The sequence below is a fragment of the Mycobacterium sp. NPDC051804 genome, from assembly GCF_044452905.1.
In the GTDB taxonomy this organism is placed as follows: Bacteria; Actinomycetota; Actinomycetes; order Mycobacteriales; family Mycobacteriaceae; genus Mycobacterium.
In genome coordinates this window covers 227,574-246,613 of the sequence record NZ_JBITCD010000006.1, presented here as the reverse complement: position 1 = coordinate 246,613, position 19,040 = coordinate 227,574, and the positions used below count along the sequence as shown (strand labels likewise).

Genomic DNA, 19,040 nt, shown 5'->3' with positions numbered 1-19,040 from the left:
GTGCGCGGCGATCTGCTCGAGGAAGGCACGAGCGGGCGCATCCGCCCCGATTGCGCATCATGTGTGCGCGTCGCGCCGGTTCGCGATAGAACTTCCGTAATGGGTTCGATCAAGATCGGGTTCGGCGTACTGGGACCGCTTCAGATGACGGTCGACGGTGCGCCGGTGACGCTCGGCACGCCGAAGCTACGCGCGGTGCTCGCCCTGCTGGTGATGAACCGGAACCGGCCGGTGTCCACCGATTCTCTGATCACTGCAGCGTGGGAGGAAGGGCCGCCCGCGGCCGCCAGCGCCAGCCTGCACTCCTACATCTCCAATCTGCGCAAGCTGATCAGCACTGCGGGAGCGGACCCGAAGCAGGTGTTGGTCAACGCGCCGCCGGGCTATCGACTCACCGCCGCCGACGCCGACTGCGACATCGGCCGATTCGTGGTCGAGAAGGCGGCCGGTGTGCACGCCGCGGCGGCCAGTCGCTTCGAAGAGGCCAGCAGGCACCTCACCGACGCGCTGGCCGAATGGCGTGGACCCGTCCTCGACGACCTGCGCGCCTTCCAGTTCGTCGACGTGTTCGCCACCGCGCTCACCGAGGACAAGGTGGAGGCGCACACCGCGCGGGCAGGAGCCGAAATCGCTTGCGGGCGTGCCTATGCCGTCATCGCCGAGCTGGAAAGCCTCACGGTCGAGTATCCGTACCGCGAACCGCTGTGGGCGCAGCTGATCACCGCGTTCTATGCCGCCGAACGCCAGTCCGAGGCGCTGGACGCCTACCAGCGGCTGAAGACCACGCTGGCCGAGGACCTGGGCATCGACCCCGGACCGACAGTGCGCACGCTGCACGAGAAGATCCTTCGGCAGGAGCCGCTGGACGTGAAGCAGGCCGCGAAGACGACAGCCGTGCACCAGGTCAACGACATCGACATGCGGACGGCGGTCAACGCGACGGCGGCACTGGCGACCCTTCGCTCGGCGAGCGGGTATGGCTACCGGCTGACGGCGACGGCCACCAGGATCGGGCGGCTGTCCGACAACGACATCGTGCTCGACGACAACAATGTCAGCCGCCACCACGCCGTGATCATCGACACAGGTACGAGCTTCGTGATCACCGATCTGCGCTCGGCCAACGGCATCGACGTGCGCGGAGAGCGGATTCGGGGCACCGCGACCCTCGGCGACGGCGACGCAATCCGTATCTGCGATCACGAGTTCACGTTCGAGATCGAGCCGCGCCCGGCCTAGTGAGGATTTAGGGTGTCTTTGCCCGGCAAAACACCCTGAGGAGAAGACCGATGAGCGATTCCGAGCAGGGGTCACGCGTTGGTTCCCAGATCGGCCCCTACAAATTGCGCCGTCTGCTGGGCAAGGGCGGCATGGGCGAGGTCTACGAAGCCGAGGACACGGTCAAGGATCGCATCGTCGCGCTGAAGCTGCTGCCGGAGTCGGCGTCGACCGATCCGGTGTTCCGCAAGCGGTTGCAGCGCGAGGCGCACGCCGCCGGCCGACTGCAGGAGCCGCACGTCGTGCCGATTCACGATTACGGCGAGGTCGACGGCTTCCTGTTCGTCGATATGCGCATGATCGACGGCACCGATCTGCGCAAGGTCCTGAAGGGCTACGGACCGATGACACCGGCACGGTCGGTGGCGATCGTGCGTCAGATCGCCTCGGCGCTCGACGCCGCGCACGAAGCGGGGATCACCCACCGCGACGTCAAACCCGAGAACATCATCCTCAACCGTGAGGACTTCGCCTACCTGGTCGACTTCGGCATCGCCAACGCCGTCACCGACGAGAAGCTGACCCAGCTGGGTACCGCGGTCGGCACCTACGCGTACATGGCGCCGGAGCGTTTCACCAGTGACGACGTCACCTACCGCGCCGACGTGTACGCGCTCGCGTGCGTGTTGCACGAATGCCTGACCGGGGCGCAGCCGTACTCCGGCGACAGCGTCGGGACGATCATCACCGCGCACCTGATGAACCCGACACCGCGCCCGAGTGTGCAGCGGCCCGGAATCCCGCCGAAGTTCGACGAGGTGATCGGCCGCGGGATGGCGAAGAAGCCCGAGGATCGCTACGCCAGCGCCGGCGATCTGGCGACTGCGGCGACCGATGCGCTCACCCATCGCGAACAGGACCAGGCGGCCACAATCCTGCAGCGCAGCGAGGCGGCGACCAGGCCGGTGCCACCGCCACCGCCGCCGTCGCAGCCGCGGATGTACGCGTCGCAACCACCGCAGCCGCCACCACCGCCCTACTCGACGCAGACACCGCCGCCTCCGTCCGGCCCGCAGCCCGCGGCGTTCCACACCGGTCCCCCGCCGACGGGTGGACCTCCGAGCGGGCCAATGTGGGCGACGTCCCCGCCGCCACCGTCCGGACCGCTACACCAGACGCCGGGCCCACCGCAGCAGCCGCCGTCAGGAGGCTCGAAGGTCCCGTGGATTCCGATCGCGGCCGCGGGTGCCGTGTTGGTGTTGATCCTCGGAGGTGTGGGCATCTTCCTGGGCACGCGATCGGGGGACGACAAACCGATTCCCGACCCTGACGACACGCCCACTGCGGCGTCGTCTACTACCGAACGGACCAGGACGTCGCGGACGCCGACGCCGACCGAGAATCCGGACTCGTTCAACTCGAAGCTCATGTCGATTTTGCCGCGCGGCTACGACGCGGGCGTGTGCGAGCCGGCCAGCCCACCGGCCACCGGCGCGCTGGCCACGGTGGACTGCGGAAAGGCCTCCCCGGCGGGTGGCCCCGAGAACGCCCGCTACTCGCTGTTCGCCGATCAGGCGGCACTCGACAGGGCCTTCGACGATTCGATGGGCGCGAACTCCGAGCTGTTCTCATGCCCGGGCAACAACAATGCGCCGTCTCCGACGACGTGGCATTTCACCGAAACGCCCGACAAGGTCGAGGGCCGTATCGCCTGCGGTGTCTTTAACGGCAACCAGGACATCACCTGGACCTTCAACTCGAACCTGCTGATCGGCGATGCGCAGGGCCCGAACATGGACGATCTGCACAATTGGTGGCTGAAGTTCGCCTGACCCACTGACGCCCGTACGATTTCGGCGTCCTCACCCGTCCCACAGAGCAACGTTTCGCAGACGAAGTTCGAGTAGAGGCCTGCAAAAAGTGAGTCCTTGAGGTACCTGCGCACCCTTGCGACTTAGCCCCCAAGAATCTGGCAAGGATCCGCCAAGGGCGCTGGCCGAATCTGATGTCGACCCGGAAACAACCGGACCGAATCGACATCAGGAGTTTCCATGTTCACTCGCAACGGAGTCACCAAGCTCGCAGGCACCGCGGTCGTCGCGAGTGCGCTGGGGCTGGCCGCATTCGCCGCCGCGGGCACCGCGTCCGCATTGAGTTCGGCGGACGACAACTTCCTGTCCGACATCAGCGCCGAAGGCATCGCCTACGACACCCCGAAAACCGCGATCTCCCTCGGCCACGACGTCTGTGTCGCGTTCGACGACGGCGCGGACCCCGTCGACCTCGGCATGGAGATCCTGGACCAGACGGACCTGACCACCGATCAGGTCGCGACTTTCGTGACTTCCGCGGTCGACAACTTCTGCCCCGAGCACGTCGGCCTCTTCGTCTAGACCCCTCCCCCCGCGGGGACCCCGCTGCGGCGGCGGGGTCCCCGCACCCCTTTCCGATAGGCGGGCTAGACAGTTTCCCCGCCGTATGTTTCTGTCGTCGCATGCCAAACAAAGTTTTCGTCGTCGGTGTCGGAATGACGAAGTTCGAAAAGCCAGGTCGCCGCGAGGGCTGGGACTATCCGGACATGGCCCGCGAGTCGGGCACCAAGGCACTCGAGGACGCCGGCATCGACTTCACCGAGGTGCAGCAGGGCTACGTCGGGTACTGCTCGGGCGACTCGACATCGGGCAACCGCGCCCTCTATGAACTCGGTATGACGGGCATCCCGATCGTCAACGTGAACAACAACTGTTCGACGGGTTCGACCGCGTTGTTCCTTGCCGCGCAGACGATTCGCGGCGGACTGGCCGACTGCACGATCGCGCTGGGCTTCGAGAAGATGCAGCCCGGTGCGCTGCAGGGCGGCGCCGAGGACCGCGAGTCACCCCTCGGCCGTCACATCAAGGCGCTTGCCGAGATCGACGAGTTCGCCTTCCCGGTCGCACCGTGGATGTTCGCCGCCGCCGGCCGTGAGCACATGCGCCAATACGGCACCACCGCAGAGCATTTCGCGAAGATCGGCTACAAGAACCACAAGCACTCGGTCAACAATCCGTACGCGCAGTTCCAGGAGGAGTACACCCTCGAGGACATCCTGGCCGCGAAGATGATTTCCGATCCGGTGACCAAGCTGCAGTGCTCGCCGACGTCCGACGGTTCGGCCGCGGCGATCCTGGCCAGCGAGGCCTTCGTTGACAAGCACGGGCTGGCGGGGCAGGCCGTCGAGATCGTCGGCCAGGCGATGACCACCGACTTTGATTCCACGTTCGACGGCAGCGCCCGCAACGTCATCGGCTACGACATGAATGTTCAAGCTGCACAGCAGGTTTACGACCAGTCGGGTCTCGGCGCTGAAGATTTCCAGGTGATCGAGCTGCACGACTGCTTCTCGGCCAATGAGCTGCTGTTGTATGAGGCGCTGGGACTCTGCGGTGAGGGCGAGGCGCCGAAACTGATCGACAACAACGACACCACATACGGCGGGCGCTGGGTCGTCAACCCGTCCGGTGGCCTGATCTCCAAGGGGCATCCGCTCGGTGCGACGGGCCTGGCGCAGTGCGCCGAGCTGACGTGGCAGCTGCGCGGCACGGCTGACAAGCGTCAGGTGGACAACGTCAGCGCCGCACTGCAACACAACATCGGCCTGGGCGGTGCGGCAGTTGTGACCGCTTACCAGCGCGCCGAGCGTTGATGGGGGATACTTGGCCGGTGCGGGCAACATTGATCCTCGCCGCGGGTGCACTCGGTGTGTGCGGGCTGGCGTCGGCCGGCATCGCGTCGGCCGACGAGGGTAAATCAGCGCAGGAGACGATCCAGGACTTGCAGGACAAGGGCTACAACGTCACCATCGACAAAATCGGCACCGCGCCGCTGTCGCAGTGTGTGGTGACGAGCGTCCGCAATCCTCAGCAGTTCACGCAGTTGGTGCCGCTCCTCGGAGGCGACAACGACGGCGTGCTGTTCCCGCAGGTCATCAGCCAGCCGATCTCGGTGTCGCTGGACTGCTCGCGGCGCTGATCGGCTCATCGCCGCGAGCAATCGGCGGTGACGGTGATGTTGCGCTGTTTGACAACCTCGATCAGGTCATCGCCACGACGCACCAATTCGGTTCGTTCCCTGGCATTTCGGATGTCGGTGACGACGCACTGGTTGAGCGGTGCGCTGCCGATCCGGTTGACCTTCACGTCGAATCCCTGCGCCTCGAGCGTCGAGATCGTCAGCTGAGCCGACTCCTGGGCTGACGAGATGGCTGCGGGGGCGAGGATCAATCCGCACGCCGCCGCGGCAATTCCGGCCTGGATCAAAAGTATGGGGCGCATATCCGCGCCTCCCTTCGTCTTTCGTGTAGGCCCCGGTGGCCTTCACGCGGTACGACGGGGCACCCGCGGATGAGGTTCAAAGCAATTTCGAAAACGTTTCTGGGAAAAGCGAAAGACCCGGCCGCGGGGGGTTTCGGCCGGGTCTTTCATTCAATTGGCTAGGCGGTGACGGGTACGCGCTCCTCGCGGGTGGCGTGATCGTCGTCGACCATCGTCAACTCGTCGAACGGATCCTCACCGCGCAGGACGGAGTTCACCCGGTCCTTGTCGATGGTCTTCGTCCACGAGCCGACGAGGATCGTCGCGACGGCGTTGCCGGAGAAGTTGGTCACCGCGCGGGCCTCGGACATGAACCGGTCGATACCGACGATCAGACCGACGCCGTCGAGCAGGTCCGGGCGGTGGCTCTGCAGGCCGCCGGCCAGTGTGGCCAGGCCCGCACCGGTGACACCGGCGGCGCCCTTGGACGCGACGATCATGAACACCAGCAGGCCGATCTGCTCGGGCAGCGACAGCGGGTCACCCATCGCACCGGCAATGAACAGCGACGCCATGGTCAGGTAGATCGCGGTGCCGTCCAGGTTGAACGAGTAACCGGTCGGCACGACGACACCGACGGTGCTGCGATCGACGCCCAGGTGCTCCATCTTGGCAATCAGGCGCGGCAGTGCGGACTCCGACGACGAGGTCGACACGATCAGCAGGTACTCGCGCGCCAGGTAGCGCACTAGCTTGAAGATCGACACCCCGGAAACGACGCGCAGGATCGTGCCGAGCACACCGAAGACGAACACCAGGCAGGTCACGTAGAAGCCGAGCATCAGGCCGAGCAGTTGGGTCACCGCGGTCCAGCCGGTCTGCCCGACGACGTTGGCGATCGCGCCGAAGGCGCCGATCGGGGCCAGCCACAGGATCATCACGAGGACCTTGAACACCAGCTTCTGCAGGTACTCGATGCCGCGCAGGATCGGCTCACCCGTCGTGCCCATGGCCTGCAGCGCGAACCCGACGAGCAGTGCGACGAACAGCGCCTGCAGGACGCTGCCCGCGGTCAGCGACGAGAACAGCGTCTCCGGAATGATGCCGTGGACGAAGTCCATGAGACCGCCTGCCTCGTGGGCGGTTTCGGCCAGTTCGGCGCCCTTGCCCGCGGCAGTCTCGGTGAGGTGCATGCCGGTGCCGGGATGCAGGAGGTTGCCGACCACCAGGCCGATGGCGAGCGCGAAGGTGGACATGACGAGGAAGTACACGAACGCCAGGCCACCGACCTTGCCAACGGTCGCGGCTTTGCGTACCGAGCCGATGCCCAGCACGATCGTGCAGAAGATGACCGGTGCGATCATCATCTTGATCAGGTCGACGAACATGGTGCCCAATACGCCGACGCTCTTGCCCACCCCTGGCGCCAGGATGCCGACGGCGACGCCCGCGAACACCGCGACGATGACGGCGATGTACAGCCAATGGGTGCGGTCGCGGCGCGGTTTGTCCGGCGGCTGCGCTGCCGATGGCTGACGGTCAAGGATGGCCATTGCTTCCTCCAGGTCGACGAAAGTGATCTGTAGGTAGCGTCAAGGAGGGCGTGAGCCAGGTCACGCTTTAGTTCATTTAGTTCGGTATGTTCACGAACATGGCCGACGAAAGGGCTGGTCACACCGAGACCGGAGACGGACGTCGCCTGGCGTATCTGGAAGTCGGCGACCCGGACGGTCCGCTCGTCATCCACAACCACGGCGGCCCGAGTAGCCGGCTCGAGGTACGGATGCTGGCAGACGCGGCGATCAAGAGCCGAATCCGACTGGTGGGCGTCGACCGACCCGGCCAGGGTCAGTCCAGCCCGCAGAAGACACGCACCTACTCCGGCTGGGCCGACGACATGGTCACGGTCGCCGACGCACTGGGATTTCGAGAATTCGGGGTGAGCGGCTGGTCGGAGGGTGGCCCGTGGGCGCTCGCCGCGGCCGCCTACATCGATCCCTCCCGGCTGCGCCACGTCAGCAGCATCGCCCCCGGCAGCTACGGAGCGTTCGGAGACAACTCAGCGGCGCAATACCTTTCGAAGATCGACGCGCTCGGCGGAACGCTGGCCCTGCGCTTCACGCCCGGCTTCCGGCTGATGTATGCCACGCTCGGCTTCACCGCCAGACACTTCCCCGACTCGTTCGTCAAACAGGTGCGCGGCACCCTCAACGACTACGACCGACAACTTCTGCTCCAGCCCGACATCGCGAAAGCCTTCGGCGACACCTGCGCCGAATGCTTCGCGCACGGATCCGACGGTCTGGTCCACGACGCCGAACTGCTCTACCGCCATTGGGCTTTCGACGTCGCCAAGATCGAACGGCCCGTCCACCTGTGGCAGGGGCTAGACGACAAGCTGGTGCCCGATCCGATCAACAAGGCCGTCGCCGACGCGATGCCGGGTTCGATCTGGCATCCCGTCGACGGAGCGGGGCACTTCATCGCCGTCGGCGCGGGCGACGACATATTCGCTATTGCCGCTGAGGAATTGGGCGCTTGACTCGGCCCTGGCCAATAGGCCGCTCGCGGCCGTGGCCCCGCTCGCTTGCCGGTCAGGCGATCGCACTTCAGGTCATCGTGGTCGCGGTGGTCGTGCTGGCCGGCAGCGCGCTGGCCGTGTTCGACGCACGGCGCGACGCTGACGAGGCGGCACGCCAGCAGGTCGTCGGTATCGCTACCTCGCTCGCCGATTCACCATCGACGGCTGCGGCCATCGAATCCGGAAGAGCGACTGAGCTTTTGCAACCGGTCACCGAAGCTGTGCGCAGGCACACCGACATCGCCTTCATCACCATCATGTCGCCGGACCGGATCAGGTTCACCCATACCGACCCGACGCAGATCGGCGGCGAGTACATCGGCACCATCGAGCCCGCCCTGCGCGGCGACGCGTTCAGCGAGCTGTACACCGGCACGCTGGGGCCGTCGATTCGCGCCGTGGCACCGGTACGCAACCAGTCTGGCGCGATCGTCGGCCTCGTATCGGCGGGCATCCTGCAGACCAACCTGGCCGACCGATGGCGCTCGACCTGGCCGACCATCGCCGGTGTAAGCCTTGGAGCACTGGCGATTTCGTTGGCAGGTGTCTGGTTGATCAGGCGCCGCTTATTGCGGCAGACGCACGGTCTGCGACCCGACGAACTGCGGCTCATGTACGACCACCACGACGCGATCCTGCACTCGGTCTCGGAGGGACTGATCGTCGTCGACCGCACCGGCGTCGTGCTGGTGAACGACGAGGCCCGCCGCCTGCTCGCACTCCCGCCCGGTCCGGTCGACCGCACCGAGCTGCCGGAGTTTCTGCGGACCTACAACCCGGGCGCGCGCGACGAGGTGCACGTCACCGCGGACCGAGTCCTGGTGGTGAACCGCTCCCCCGTCACCGATGGACATACCTCGGAGGTCGTCACGATTCGCGACCGCACCGAATTACAAGGCGCACTGGGCGAACTCGGCTCGTTGAAGGTACTCACGGATACCCTTCGGTCGCAGGCGCACGAGGCGGCCAACAAGCTGCACACCATCGTCACGATGGTCGAGATGGGCCGACCCGACGACGCGGTGCAGTTCGCCACCGAGGAACTCGCACTCTCTCAGCAGCTCGTCGACAGACTGTCCAGCGCGGTCGGCGAGCCCGCGCTGGTTGCCCTGCTGCTCGGCAAGGCAGCGCAGGCCGACGAACGCGGTATCGAGCTCACCATCACCGAAGACACACACCTACCGTCGAACTCCGATGACGTACCGCTGACCGGCCAGGAGCTGGTGACCGTGGTCGGCAACCTCATCGACAACGCCATGGACGCCTGCGACCGTGACGACCCATGGGTCGAAGTCACCGTCCACATGGTGGACGACACGCTCACGCTGCGCGTCGCCGACAGCGGGCCGGGCATGGACCCGGCCACCTTCGAAAAGGCCATGCAGCGCGGGTACTCCACGAAGGGCGACTCGGACCATCAAGGCCTCGGGCTGGCGCTGGTCAGTCAGATCGTCAAGCGCCACAACGGAATTCTCGCCACCGATATCACCTATGGATCGGTCGTGACCGTGACAGTACGGGCGCGTTCATGATCCGCGTGTTGATCGTCGAAGACGAACCCCTGATCGCCGAGGCCCATCAGACCTACCTCGGCCGACTCGAGGGCTTTACGGTGGCCGGCATTGCGCACACCGCCCGCGACGCCATGCGCACGGCGTCCGAGGCCTCGGCCACCGACTCACCGATCGACCTGGTGCTGCTGGACCTTGGCCTGCCGGATGCCAGCGGGATCGCTCTGGCATCTGGATTATCCGGGCTGCGGCCGATCCCCGACATCATCGCGATCACGTCCGAGCGCGACCTCGAAATGGTCCGCGCGGCGGTAGGTCATGGCGCGCTGGCGTACCTGCTGAAGCCGTTCACGTTCGCGGCATTTCGTGATCGGCTGGATCGCTACCGCCGCTATCGCGAGGCGCTGCCAGCAGGAACCGATGCCGCCAGCCAGGCGGAGGTCGATCGCGCGCTCGCCGAACTCCGGGTGATCGACCGGGCGGCGGCACCCAAGGGTGCGGCACCCGGGACAAACGACGAAATCGCCCGCGCGGTAAGGGATTCAGCCGACGGCATCACCGCTGACGAAGTCGCCAAGCAGGTGGGCGTGTCGAGGGTGACCGCATGGCGATACCTGGAACGGCTCGCCGACGACGGCACGGTCACCCGTCACACGGACTACGGCAAGGCGGGCCGCCCCAAGACCCGCTACCAGTGGCGCTAGCTGTCAGTACGACCTGCGCGCCGCACTAGCGCCGGCTGTCAGACGGTGACGGGCTCCAGTTCGGCGGCCTGCGGTGCGTAGATCGGATCAGTCGCCACGAACTGCGAGTACAGCAGCGGCCTGGCGGCCTCGACGGACAACCCGGTCACACCGCCCGCGTAGTCGGCCACGTACAGCCGACCCGCATCGGAATCGACTGCGACGCAAGACGGCCGGGCGTCGAGTTTCACCTTGTTGACAATCTTGAGCGTGAGGGTGCACAGCACCGTGACGTTGTCGTAGTCGACGATGTAGGCACGCGTCTTGTCCGCGCTGACGGTCATCTGCGTCGGAGCGCCGATACCCAGTTCGGCGGTGCCGGTGATGCGGCCGTTGGACAGGTCGATCACCTTGACTGCCCCGCCCGTGGCGCGGTCGGAGGTGAGGACGTAGGCGACGCGATCGGCGATCGCGATGTCGCGGATCGGCGCACCGATCTGCACCGTGCGCTGAACACGCGCGGCCTCGACGTCCACGACCACGAGCGTGCTGCCGCGATCATCGGTGGTCGCGACGTACAGGCGCTTTCCGGTCGGATCGACCTGCAGGGCGTCGATACCGACACCCGCGCCGGTCGCGATGTCGATGCTGGCCACTCGCTCGGCCGTCGTGTCGACCACGACGACATCCACATGGCCGTCGCCGGTCCGGCCCGCGTACACGCGCTTACCATCCGGGCTGGCGGCAAGTGCCGTCACGCTGAAGGCCAGCGAGTAGTTGGCAACCACCGTCTGCGTGACGGTGTCGACCACGGAGATGGCGTCGCAGGTATCCGACGACGTGCTGACGTAGGCGCGACCGTCGGCGACAACGACCCCGAACGGCTCACCCGGGACCTCGACGACGCCGGACACAGTCAGGGTGCCGGCGCGGAGCAGCGACACCGTGTCGTCGGCGTGGTTGGTGACCACGAGCCTGCCGTCGTCCGTGGCGGCGATGTCGCCGATGGCGCCACGCTGAACGTCAACGGCACCCACCCGGGTGACGTCCGCGCTCAGGTGCGTCCCGTCAGTCACATCGGCCCCAGGAGCACTCTTGGGCATCAAAAAGTTAGCCATATCAATCGGTACCTCCGCCGGTTTGACGATTACCGGCTCTCGTTTTCACGTCTCCATGCGCCCGCTGGGGCGCGATCGGTGTCGATTCTAGCGACGAAAATCAGTCCTCCGAGACGCCGCAAACCGCCATGGGCGACAATGCACGGCAACCTCTCAGACACCGCTTAGAAAACTATTCGTTATGCGCTCGTTATATATCAGAGGCAATCACTCCAACAAGATTGACCTGCACACATCAAGCAGTAGCAACCGTTGCGACCCGAACTGGATAGTTTGCAGGGGTAACGATTTCTTACTTTTCAAATCGAAATTGAGCGGTAAATCACATGCCGACACGACAGCAAACTTGGACGCAACCGCGTACGGGAGGTCAACGAGCGCAGAAGACGGCGACACCTGGATCGGGAAAGCGCCGGAATGGCCGACTCAGTGTTCGCTGGCCGAACGCGTCACGCAGTCTCGTAGACCTCCGCGGCGACACGTGCCGCGCAATCGCCGAACTGCATCTGCACGTTGGTGCCGTCCGGCAACCGAGAGATCGTGGTCCGGTCGGCCAGCGCGCGCATCAACGGGATGCCGCGGCCCCTGGTGTTCGGCTGGCTTTCGGGATCCACGTGCCGCCAGGTTCCACGATCGGAAACGTCGACGAGCAGCGTGCCGTCGGCACCGTCGTAATGAACGGTCAGCGTCATCGTGCCCTGCCGTCCGCGGTACGCGAACTCGGCAGAATTCGTCAACGCTTCGTTCACCGCGAGCAAGACGTCGTTCAGCCGGTCGGGGTCGAGCATGAGATGTGTGCTGAGCCACTGCGACAACTCGCGTCGCATCCTGGCCACAGTGAGCGCATCAGCAGTATCGACGCGGACGAAATCCGCGTCGACAGCGCTCGTGGAGTAAATCTGATCGGTCATGGTGCTCAACGAATACCCCGCTGAGCGATCAGTCATTCAGTGAAGTTCTCCACAGCGTCATCCAGCGAGGAGAAGAGGTCGATCAAGTCGGCGATGCCGGTGATCTTCAGCGGCCGGCTCGTCGCCGACCCATCCGCGACCACGGCGAACCGGGTTTCCGTCCCGCCTGTCTGGTTGTGCGCCTCCATCAGCACCTGCATGCCGGCCGAGCCGAGGAAATCGACGCTGGAGAGGTCGACGATCAAGCCAGTGGGCTTCTGTGACAGCGCGGACTGGACGGCGTCCCTCAGCTGGGGTGCCGTGAGCATGTCGAGTTCTCCCGTCGCGGCGACGATCGCCACCCGGTCAACCCACTTTTCAGTGCAAAGCTGCTCTTCCAAGCCTCACCTCTTGTTACGCGACCGGCAGGTGCGGTCGGGGCTTATCGCGAGGCTGCAGTCTGAACCCGCGCCGCAGGCTAGCGAGTAAATCACACCCATACGCCGGCGGATACTGCTTGTCCTGGTCAGGCCACAGGATATAGGACAGGCGCCCGGAGCCTGCAACTTGCCTGCTCTCTACGTGCCTTCGCCGGAGTTCACAGGCCTGCTCATTCGAAACGCGGCGCGTCAGGCACCCGCCGGTCGCCACCGTTGCGCTCCTGCCAGAGGCGGTAGACATCGACGGCGTCCTTCCGCGGCTCGTAGCGCATCGGAAGCCGACGCTGCTCCCATGATCTGGCGAACTCCTCATAGAAGGTGCCGAGTTCGAAGTACTTGCGGTCGTCGACGTAGTGCGGTTCGTAGCCGTCGCGGGTGGTCAGGAAGACGACCTCGTCCGGCGAGCAGTAATACAACGCGCCGAGGCACATCGGGCACGGGTGCGCGAGCACATAGATGGTGGCGCCGAGCAAGTGCTCGGTACCCAGCCGCATGCATGCCTCCCGGATGGCCAGGATCTCGGCGTGGGCGGTCGGGTCATGCGTCTGCGCGACGAGATTCGGGCTCTCGGCGAGGATCTCGCCGTCCCTGACGATGACGGTGGCGAAGGGTCTGCCGCCTGCGGCGACGTTCTTTCGGGCGATGTCGATCGTGCGCTGAACGAAGTCGGCCACGATCTCCGAATATAGCCGTGTGAAAGGCTCAATCAGCGCCGCAAGTCGGGCGACATTCGTTCCCGTAGCGAGTCGTAGATCGGTGGTGATTTCGTGAGCTCGGCGACGAGCACCGCGGCGGCGGTTGCCGCAATCATCGGGATACCTACGGCCGTCGTCGCGGTCATCTCCATCACCAGAACGACGGCGGTGACCGGTGCCCGAACTGTCGCGCCGAAGAACGCCGCCATGCCGACCAGCGCCATCGGGACGGCCAGGCCGCTGGCGTCCCCGGGCCACGCGGCGTCGAATCCGCCGACGAAAAGCAGGCCCCACAGCGCGCCGACCGCCAGGAGTGGCGCGAACAACCCGCCGGGCACGGCGGCCGAATACGAGAGCGGACCGGCGACAAAGCGCACCAGCAGGCACCCGGCGACGATGGGCAGCACGATCCCCTGACCGCTCAGAATCAACTGCGTCAAAGAATCGCCACCGCCGACGGTGTGCGGATAGATGAACATCGCCAGCCCGATGACGGCGCCGATCATCGCTGCCTTGGCGACCGCCGGGATCCGCCTGATCCCCCCGATACGATCGAGGAACCACAACAACAGCCGGTTGTACACCGCGCCAAGACAGCCGGTGAGCAGACCGAAAACCACGAAGAGCGGCAGCCAAGCAAGTGCAGGCGCATCCAGCGCTTCGACACGGAAGTCCGGTTCGTTCCCGAGCAGCAGCCGCATGCAGCCGACCGCCGACGCGGCCGCAAACAGGGTCGCCAGCACCGTCTGAAGCCGGAACGATTTCGTCACCTCTTCGAGCGCGAACATCGTGCCCCCGATGGGCGCATTGAACGCGACCGCGAGACCGGCCCCGCCGACGGCGGTTTGCATCATCCGTATATCGGCGTCCGAAAGCCGCGCCCGCCGTGCAGATTCCGCACCGATCGCCGCCCCCATATGAACCGTCGGACCTTCGCGGCCCAGCACGAGGCCGGCCCCCATCGAGAGCACGCCACCGATGAACTTCGCAGGAAGCAGCAGGATCAGCGGCGGCTCGGCTTCACCGCGGTAGACGGCCTCCACGTGCTGGATACCGCTACCCGCGGCCAAAGGCACCCACCGCACGATCAGGGCGGCGAGTGCCGCGCCGAGCGCCGCGAACGCAATGGGCACCAGCCACCCGGGTCCGGGCAAGCCGTGCGCCCAGTGGACGAGGTCGATCCGCAACCGGTCCGCGGCTTCCAGACACCAGCGGAAGGCACCACCGATGAAACCGATCGCCACCCCGGCCACGACGGCGGTCACGCAGACGAGGATCGATCCGCGCACATGCACGCCCGAGCATCCTCCTTCGGCGTTGGACCGCGTCGACTGAAAGTCAGTTTTGCAGAAAAGGACGCGCATCGTTGCGGTGCCGCGAACCTCAACTGCCACCTAGGGTGATGCTCGCTGAGGCGTACTTCGACGATGGGACGAGCGATGACGGCAATGTTGTTGAGGCGGTGCGGCGTTCTCGTGGCGGCCGCGATGATGTTCGTCTCCGGGTGCGGGCAAGATTCGGTATCTCAGGATGCTGGGACCACAGGGGCCACCGCGACCACCGACGCGTCGAGCGCACCGGTGGGCAAGGAGATGGACGCCGCCGTCGCCGCGCGGCTCGATGAGGCCATTGCCAAGGTGATGGATCAGGCCGGAGTGCCCGGCGCGATCATCGGGATCTGGGGCCCCGACGGCGATTACGTGCGGGCGTCGGGGGTCGCAGACCAGGCCAGCGGCGCACCGATGAACACGGACTTCTACCACCGAATCGGCAGCCAGACAAAGACTTTCACCGTCACCGGGGTTCTTCAGCTCGCCGATCAGGGCAAGCTAGGACTCGACGATCCCATCGCAAAGTTCATCGACGGCGTGCCTGAGGGCGGCGACATCACGCTGCGGCAGCTGGCGCGGATGCAGAGCGGCCTACCGAACTACTCCGATTCGGACGGCTTCCAGCAGGCGTTCTTCGCCGATCCGTACCGCAACTTCACCCCGCAGGAACTCCTCGACTACGCGTTCACCGAGCCCATGAAATTCGCACCAGGTGACGGATTCCTGTACTGCAACACCAACACCATCCTGCTGGGTCTGGTCGTCGAGAAGGTCAGCGGTCAACCGTTGCCGGACTACATTCGCGACCACATCACGACCCCACTGGGCATGAGCCACACCAGTTTTCCCACGACGAACGCGTTCCCCAAGCCTCATGCCACCGGGTACACCACACAGGACGCCGACAATTCACCGACGACGGCCACCGACTGGAATCCGTCCTGGGGGTGGGCCGCCGGCGCGATGATCTCCACGCTGGACGACATGCGCATGTGGGCGCCCGCGCTGGCAACCGGAAAGCTGCTGACTCCGGAGATGCAGGAGCAGCGGCTGCAGACCGTCACCACGCCCGGCATGCCGGCCACCGACGGATACGGCGTGGGACTCTTCAACCTCGGCGGCTGGATCGGACACAACGGCAGCCTGCCCGGCTACCAAACCGTCTCGGTCTACCTGCCGGAGAAGCAGACGTCGATGGTGATTTTCCTCAACACCGATATCGCTTCCGATGGCCAGGAACCGAGCACGTTGGTGGCCAAGGCGATCACCGAGATCATCACGCCGGACAACGTGTACTCGATGGGTGAAGCGGTGCAGCCACCCGACATCACGTCACCGCCGGCGACGACGACGACCAAACCGCGGTAGAACCTCCAAGAAACTTCCAAGAACCTGCGCGCAATCTTTCATCAGCAAGTGCGGGGACCTAACCCGACGAGGCCCCCGCACTTGCCACATACAGCCAGGCTCGTCCGCGAGCAGAAGCGTCTGCTTGCGGATGCGTCTGCTCGCGGATGCTGTCAGCGTGTCGACGAGGCATCCACCGGCATGGGCGCGGTCAGCGCCGCAGCCAGCATGGCGACGATCTCCTCGGGACTGCCCGCATCCGCCCCCGCCTGAGCCAACCGCTCACGCTCTGCCAGCAGCGCGAACATCGTGGTGGCGATTGCCGAAACCCGACGACCGCGAGCGTGCCGATCGTCGGTCGGGATGGTCAGCGCCAGCCGTTCGAGGACCTTCGGCCACACCGGCCCCTGCGACTCGTCGACGTCGGCGCGCAGGTGCATCGACGCCGCCTGCAGAAACCGCGCGTAGTACGGGCTACCGACGCCGGTGAAAGGCAGCACCATGATCCGCAACCAGGTGCGGACGTCGTCGCCGGTCTCAGCCTCCAACGCGTCGATCATCTGCGCGCGCTCCCGCTCCATCGGCTCGAGTCGGCGCCGGACGATCGCATCGATGAGGTCCTGGCGATTGCGGAAGTGATAGTTGACCGCGGAGTTGTTCCGTTGGCCCGCCGCCACCGCGATGTCACGCAACGGCACCTGGATGCCGCGCTCGGCGATCAGCCGTTCGGCCGCATCAAGAATGTCGGCCCTGGCGCGTTCACCACGGTTCACCCGATTGATGATAGGAACTGGACCCCGTTTAAGCGAATATGCTTAAATTGGTGTCGGCCGACAGTTCCTACAGAGGTGACTCCATGACCCCCACGCATGAGATTCGCGAGATCGACGCGGGCACGCCCATGCAGCGGTTCGCCCGCGGCTGGCACTGCGTCGGCCTGGCCGAGGACTTCCGTGACGGAAAGCCGCACAGCGTCAACGCATTCGGCACCAAGCTCGTGGTGTTCGCCGACTCGCAGGGTGACCTCCAAGTTCTGGATGGCTACTGCAGGCACATGGGCGGGGACCTGTCGCAGGGAACCGTCAAGGGCGATACGGTCGCCTGCCCATTCCATGACTGGCGCTGGGGCGGAGACGGCAAGTGCAAGCTGGTGCCCTATGCCAAGCGCACGCCGCGGCTGGCGCGGACCCGACGCTGGCTGACGGGCGAGGTCAACGGCCAGCTGCTCATCTGGCACGACCCGGAAGGTTCGACGCCACCGGCCGAGTTGTTCCCGCCCACGATCGACGGGTATGACGAGGGCAAGTGGTCGCCGTGGTCGTGGAACTCGATCCTGATCGAGGGGTCACACTGCCGCGAAATCGTCGACAACAACGTCGACATGGCGCACTTCTTCTACATCCACCACGCCTACCCCACGTTCTTCAAAAACGTCATCGAGGGGCACACCGCGTCGCAGTTCATGGAGTCCAAGGCCCGGCCGGACTTCACCAAGAACTACGAGAAGCTCTGGGAAGGAACCAAACTCCGCTCCGAGGCGACGTATTTCGGACCGGCGTACATGATCAACTGGCTGCACAACGACGTCGCGCCGGACTTCACCATCGAGGTCGCGCTGATCAACTGCCACTATCCGGTGACCCACGACTCGTTCGTGCTGCAGTGGGGTGTCGCGGTGCAGGCAGTGCCGGGTCTGCCCGCCGACAAAGCGACGAAACTTGCGGGGGCGATGAGCCGTTCGTTCGGTGAGGGCTTCCTCGAAGACGTCGAAATCTGGAAACACAAGACGCGCATCGAGAACCCGCTGTTGACCGAAGAGGACGGCGCGGTGTACCAGCACCGCCGATGGTACGAGCAGTTCTACGTCGACCTGGCCGACGTGACACCGGACATGACCGACCGCTTCGAGATGGAGGTCGACACCACGCACGCCAACGACATTTGGCAGAGCGAGGTCGCCGACAATCTCAGCGCGCTGTCACCCAGCTGACGCTTACTCGACGACGAAAACCGGAATCTGCCGCGACGTCTTCGTCTGGTACTCGGCGTACGGCGGGTAGGCGGCTACCGCCAGCTTCCACCAGCGCTCGCGCTCGTCGCCCTCGACCTCGCGTGCGGTCATGGTGGCGACCTTGTCGCCGTCCTGCACCGTCACCTCGGGATGGGCCTTGACGTTGAAGTACCAGAACGGATGCGCCGGGTCGCCGCCTTTGGACGCCACCATGGCGTACTTGCCGCCGTCCTCGACGCGCATCAGCGGCACATAGCGCTTCGCGCCGGTCTTGGCCCCGGTCGTGGTGAACAGGACGATCGGGCGATCGAGGACTTCGACGCCGTCGGTGGTGCCCTGCTCCAGGATGCGTTCGGTTTGTTCGCGAACCCAATCGGTGGGGCTCAGCTTCGCTTGCTCGGTCACGAGGGCTTCAACATCGTGGCAGCACCGATATTCCCGACACGTGGCGGACCTGCCCCGTAAACGAAATTGGCGTGTTGATGCGCGGTAATGTCGCGACCGAGAATGAATTCACCAACCCACTGAAAGCGGGGAGAACCAATGCGTGCCACCCACCGATCCACGCGAAGACTGACCATTGCAGGCGGGTTCGCGGCAGCGGCGGCGGCACCGCTGGTCGCGGCGGCTCTCATCGCACCCGCCAGCCAGTCCACGTTCCTCGGCCAGTGCTCGAACGGCGAAGAGGGAGATGCCTACACCGGGCAGTGTGTTCCCTATCTTGTCCCGAACAGCCCTGGCGATAACGCGGCGGCCCACGCGGGCAACGCGATGTCCAGTGGGTGCCCGGCCGGAGTCAGCGGCTCTGAGTGCGCGATCCAACCGCCGGCCAACTCCGGGCCGAACATGCCTGCGAACCCCCCGCCGCAGCAGCCAGAGCAGCAGCTCGCTGAGGTCGTCACGCCCGGCTACTGATTTCCGAC

At 65.5% G+C, this 19,040-nt stretch carries 20 protein-coding genes; 11 read left to right on the top strand and 9 right to left on the bottom strand.

All coding sequences use genetic code 11. From position 1 onward, the window contains the following. Nucleotides 1-99 precede the first annotated feature (99 nt). The 5 genes from ACIA48_RS24055 (at nucleotide 100) to ACIA48_RS24035 (ending at nucleotide 5,229) form a co-directional block, all read left to right on the top strand. On the top strand, nucleotides 100-1,239 hold the full coding sequence (locus ACIA48_RS24055) for a BTAD domain-containing putative transcriptional regulator (protein WP_396737462.1): 1,140 nt from the start codon (nucleotides 100-102) through the stop codon (nucleotides 1,237-1,239). Nucleotides 1,240-1,289: 50 nt separating this feature from the next. Next, the gene (locus ACIA48_RS24050; RefSeq protein ID WP_396737459.1) at nucleotides 1,290-3,050 is read left to right on the top strand and encodes a serine/threonine-protein kinase; all 1,761 of its coding nucleotides are present in this window, start codon (nucleotides 1,290-1,292) and stop codon (nucleotides 3,048-3,050) included. Between the two features lie 219 nt (nucleotides 3,051-3,269). After that, nucleotides 3,270-3,611 (top strand): DUF732 domain-containing protein, encoded by a 342-nt coding sequence (locus ACIA48_RS24045; RefSeq protein WP_396737456.1) that lies wholly within the window; start codon nucleotides 3,270-3,272, stop codon nucleotides 3,609-3,611. Nucleotides 3,612-3,712: 101 nt separating this feature from the next. Continuing rightward, nucleotides 3,713-4,903, top strand: coding sequence for a lipid-transfer protein (locus ACIA48_RS24040; protein WP_396737453.1), 1,191 nt, complete (start codon nucleotides 3,713-3,715; stop codon nucleotides 4,901-4,903). Nucleotides 4,904-4,920: 17 nt separating this feature from the next. Then, nucleotides 4,921-5,229 carry a hypothetical protein gene (locus ACIA48_RS24035; RefSeq protein ID WP_396737451.1) on the top strand — a complete coding sequence of 103 codons (309 nt, stop codon included), beginning with the start codon at nucleotides 4,921-4,923 and terminating at the stop codon, nucleotides 5,227-5,229. Between the two features lie 5 nt (nucleotides 5,230-5,234). Here the strand turns inward: ACIA48_RS24035 and ACIA48_RS24030 are convergent, their stop codons facing one another. Continuing rightward, complete coding sequence (locus tag ACIA48_RS24030) at nucleotides 5,235-5,531, bottom strand: hypothetical protein (RefSeq protein ID WP_396737448.1); 297 nt, start codon at nucleotides 5,529-5,531, stop codon at nucleotides 5,235-5,237. 158 nt (nucleotides 5,532-5,689) lie between these two features. Beyond that, complete coding sequence (locus ACIA48_RS24025) at nucleotides 5,690-7,063, bottom strand: cation:dicarboxylate symporter family transporter (RefSeq protein WP_396737445.1); 1,374 nt, start codon at nucleotides 7,061-7,063, stop codon at nucleotides 5,690-5,692. Nucleotides 7,064-7,161: 98 nt separating this feature from the next. Between ACIA48_RS24025 and ACIA48_RS24020 the strand changes: the two genes are divergently transcribed. The 3 genes from ACIA48_RS24020 to ACIA48_RS24010 are packed head-to-tail and all read left to right on the top strand — an operon-like array spanning nucleotide 7,162 to nucleotide 10,306. Further along, the gene (locus tag ACIA48_RS24020) at nucleotides 7,162-8,052 is read left to right on the top strand and encodes an alpha/beta fold hydrolase (RefSeq protein ID WP_396737442.1); all 891 of its coding nucleotides are present in this window, start codon (nucleotides 7,162-7,164) and stop codon (nucleotides 8,050-8,052) included. Beyond that, nucleotides 8,049-9,623 carry an ATP-binding protein gene (locus ACIA48_RS24015; RefSeq protein ID WP_396737439.1) on the top strand — a complete coding sequence of 525 codons (1,575 nt, stop codon included), beginning with the start codon at nucleotides 8,049-8,051 and terminating at the stop codon, nucleotides 9,621-9,623. The genes ACIA48_RS24020 and ACIA48_RS24015 overlap by 4 nt, the downstream gene beginning before the upstream one ends. Further along, nucleotides 9,620-10,306, top strand: coding sequence for a response regulator (locus ACIA48_RS24010; RefSeq protein WP_396737436.1), 687 nt, complete (start codon nucleotides 9,620-9,622; stop codon nucleotides 10,304-10,306). Before ACIA48_RS24015 ends, ACIA48_RS24010 begins: the two co-directional genes overlap by 4 nt. Before the next feature lie 38 nt (nucleotides 10,307-10,344). Here the strand turns inward: ACIA48_RS24010 and ACIA48_RS24005 are convergent, their stop codons facing one another. The 5 genes from ACIA48_RS24005 to ACIA48_RS23985 form a co-directional block, all read right to left on the bottom strand. Continuing rightward, a complete protein-coding gene (locus ACIA48_RS24005) occupies nucleotides 10,345-11,403 on the bottom strand; it encodes a hypothetical protein (protein ID WP_396737434.1) in 1,059 nt (352 codons plus the stop codon). A gap of 449 nt (nucleotides 11,404-11,852) precedes the next feature. Continuing rightward, nucleotides 11,853-12,350, bottom strand: coding sequence for an ATP-binding protein (locus ACIA48_RS24000; protein WP_396737431.1), 498 nt, complete (start codon nucleotides 12,348-12,350; stop codon nucleotides 11,853-11,855). Then, on the bottom strand, nucleotides 12,347-12,655 hold the full coding sequence (locus ACIA48_RS23995) for an STAS domain-containing protein (protein ID WP_396737429.1): 309 nt from the start codon (nucleotides 12,653-12,655) through the stop codon (nucleotides 12,347-12,349). The genes ACIA48_RS24000 and ACIA48_RS23995 overlap by 4 nt, the downstream gene beginning before the upstream one ends. 248 nt (nucleotides 12,656-12,903) lie before the next feature. Next, nucleotides 12,904-13,407: a nucleoside deaminase gene (locus ACIA48_RS23990; RefSeq protein ID WP_396737426.1), complete on the bottom strand. Its 504-nt coding sequence runs from the start codon at nucleotides 13,405-13,407 to the stop codon at nucleotides 12,904-12,906. A 32-nt stretch (nucleotides 13,408-13,439) separates the two neighbouring features. Next, a complete protein-coding gene (locus tag ACIA48_RS23985; RefSeq protein ID WP_396738452.1) occupies nucleotides 13,440-14,723 on the bottom strand; it encodes a ClC family H(+)/Cl(-) exchange transporter in 1,284 nt (427 codons plus the stop codon). Nucleotides 14,724-14,867: 144 nt separating this feature from the next. On the opposite strand from ACIA48_RS23985, the gene ACIA48_RS23980 reads away from it, so the two are divergent. Then, nucleotides 14,868-16,127, top strand: a complete 1,260-nt coding sequence (locus tag ACIA48_RS23980; protein WP_396737423.1) for a serine hydrolase domain-containing protein — start codon at nucleotides 14,868-14,870, stop codon at nucleotides 16,125-16,127. A 152-nt stretch (nucleotides 16,128-16,279) separates the two neighbouring features. On the opposite strand, the gene ACIA48_RS23975 is transcribed toward ACIA48_RS23980, so the two are convergent. Next, nucleotides 16,280-16,879, bottom strand: coding sequence for a TetR family transcriptional regulator (locus ACIA48_RS23975; RefSeq protein WP_396737421.1), 600 nt, complete (start codon nucleotides 16,877-16,879; stop codon nucleotides 16,280-16,282). Nucleotides 16,880-16,962: 83 nt separating this feature from the next. On the opposite strand from ACIA48_RS23975, the gene ACIA48_RS23970 reads away from it, so the two are divergent. Continuing rightward, the gene (locus ACIA48_RS23970; protein WP_396737418.1) at nucleotides 16,963-18,096 is read left to right on the top strand and encodes a Rieske 2Fe-2S domain-containing protein; all 1,134 of its coding nucleotides are present in this window, start codon (nucleotides 16,963-16,965) and stop codon (nucleotides 18,094-18,096) included. Nucleotides 18,097-18,099: 3 nt separating this feature from the next. Here the strand turns inward: ACIA48_RS23970 and ACIA48_RS23965 are convergent, their stop codons facing one another. Then, entirely contained in the window at nucleotides 18,100-18,522 is a 423-nt protein-coding gene (locus ACIA48_RS23965; RefSeq protein WP_396737415.1) for a nitroreductase family deazaflavin-dependent oxidoreductase, read from the bottom strand. A 138-nt stretch (nucleotides 18,523-18,660) separates the two neighbouring features. Between ACIA48_RS23965 and ACIA48_RS23960 the strand changes: the two genes are divergently transcribed. After that, the gene (locus tag ACIA48_RS23960; protein ID WP_396737412.1) at nucleotides 18,661-19,032 is read left to right on the top strand and encodes a hypothetical protein; all 372 of its coding nucleotides are present in this window, start codon (nucleotides 18,661-18,663) and stop codon (nucleotides 19,030-19,032) included. Nucleotides 19,033-19,040: the final 8 nt, after the last annotated feature.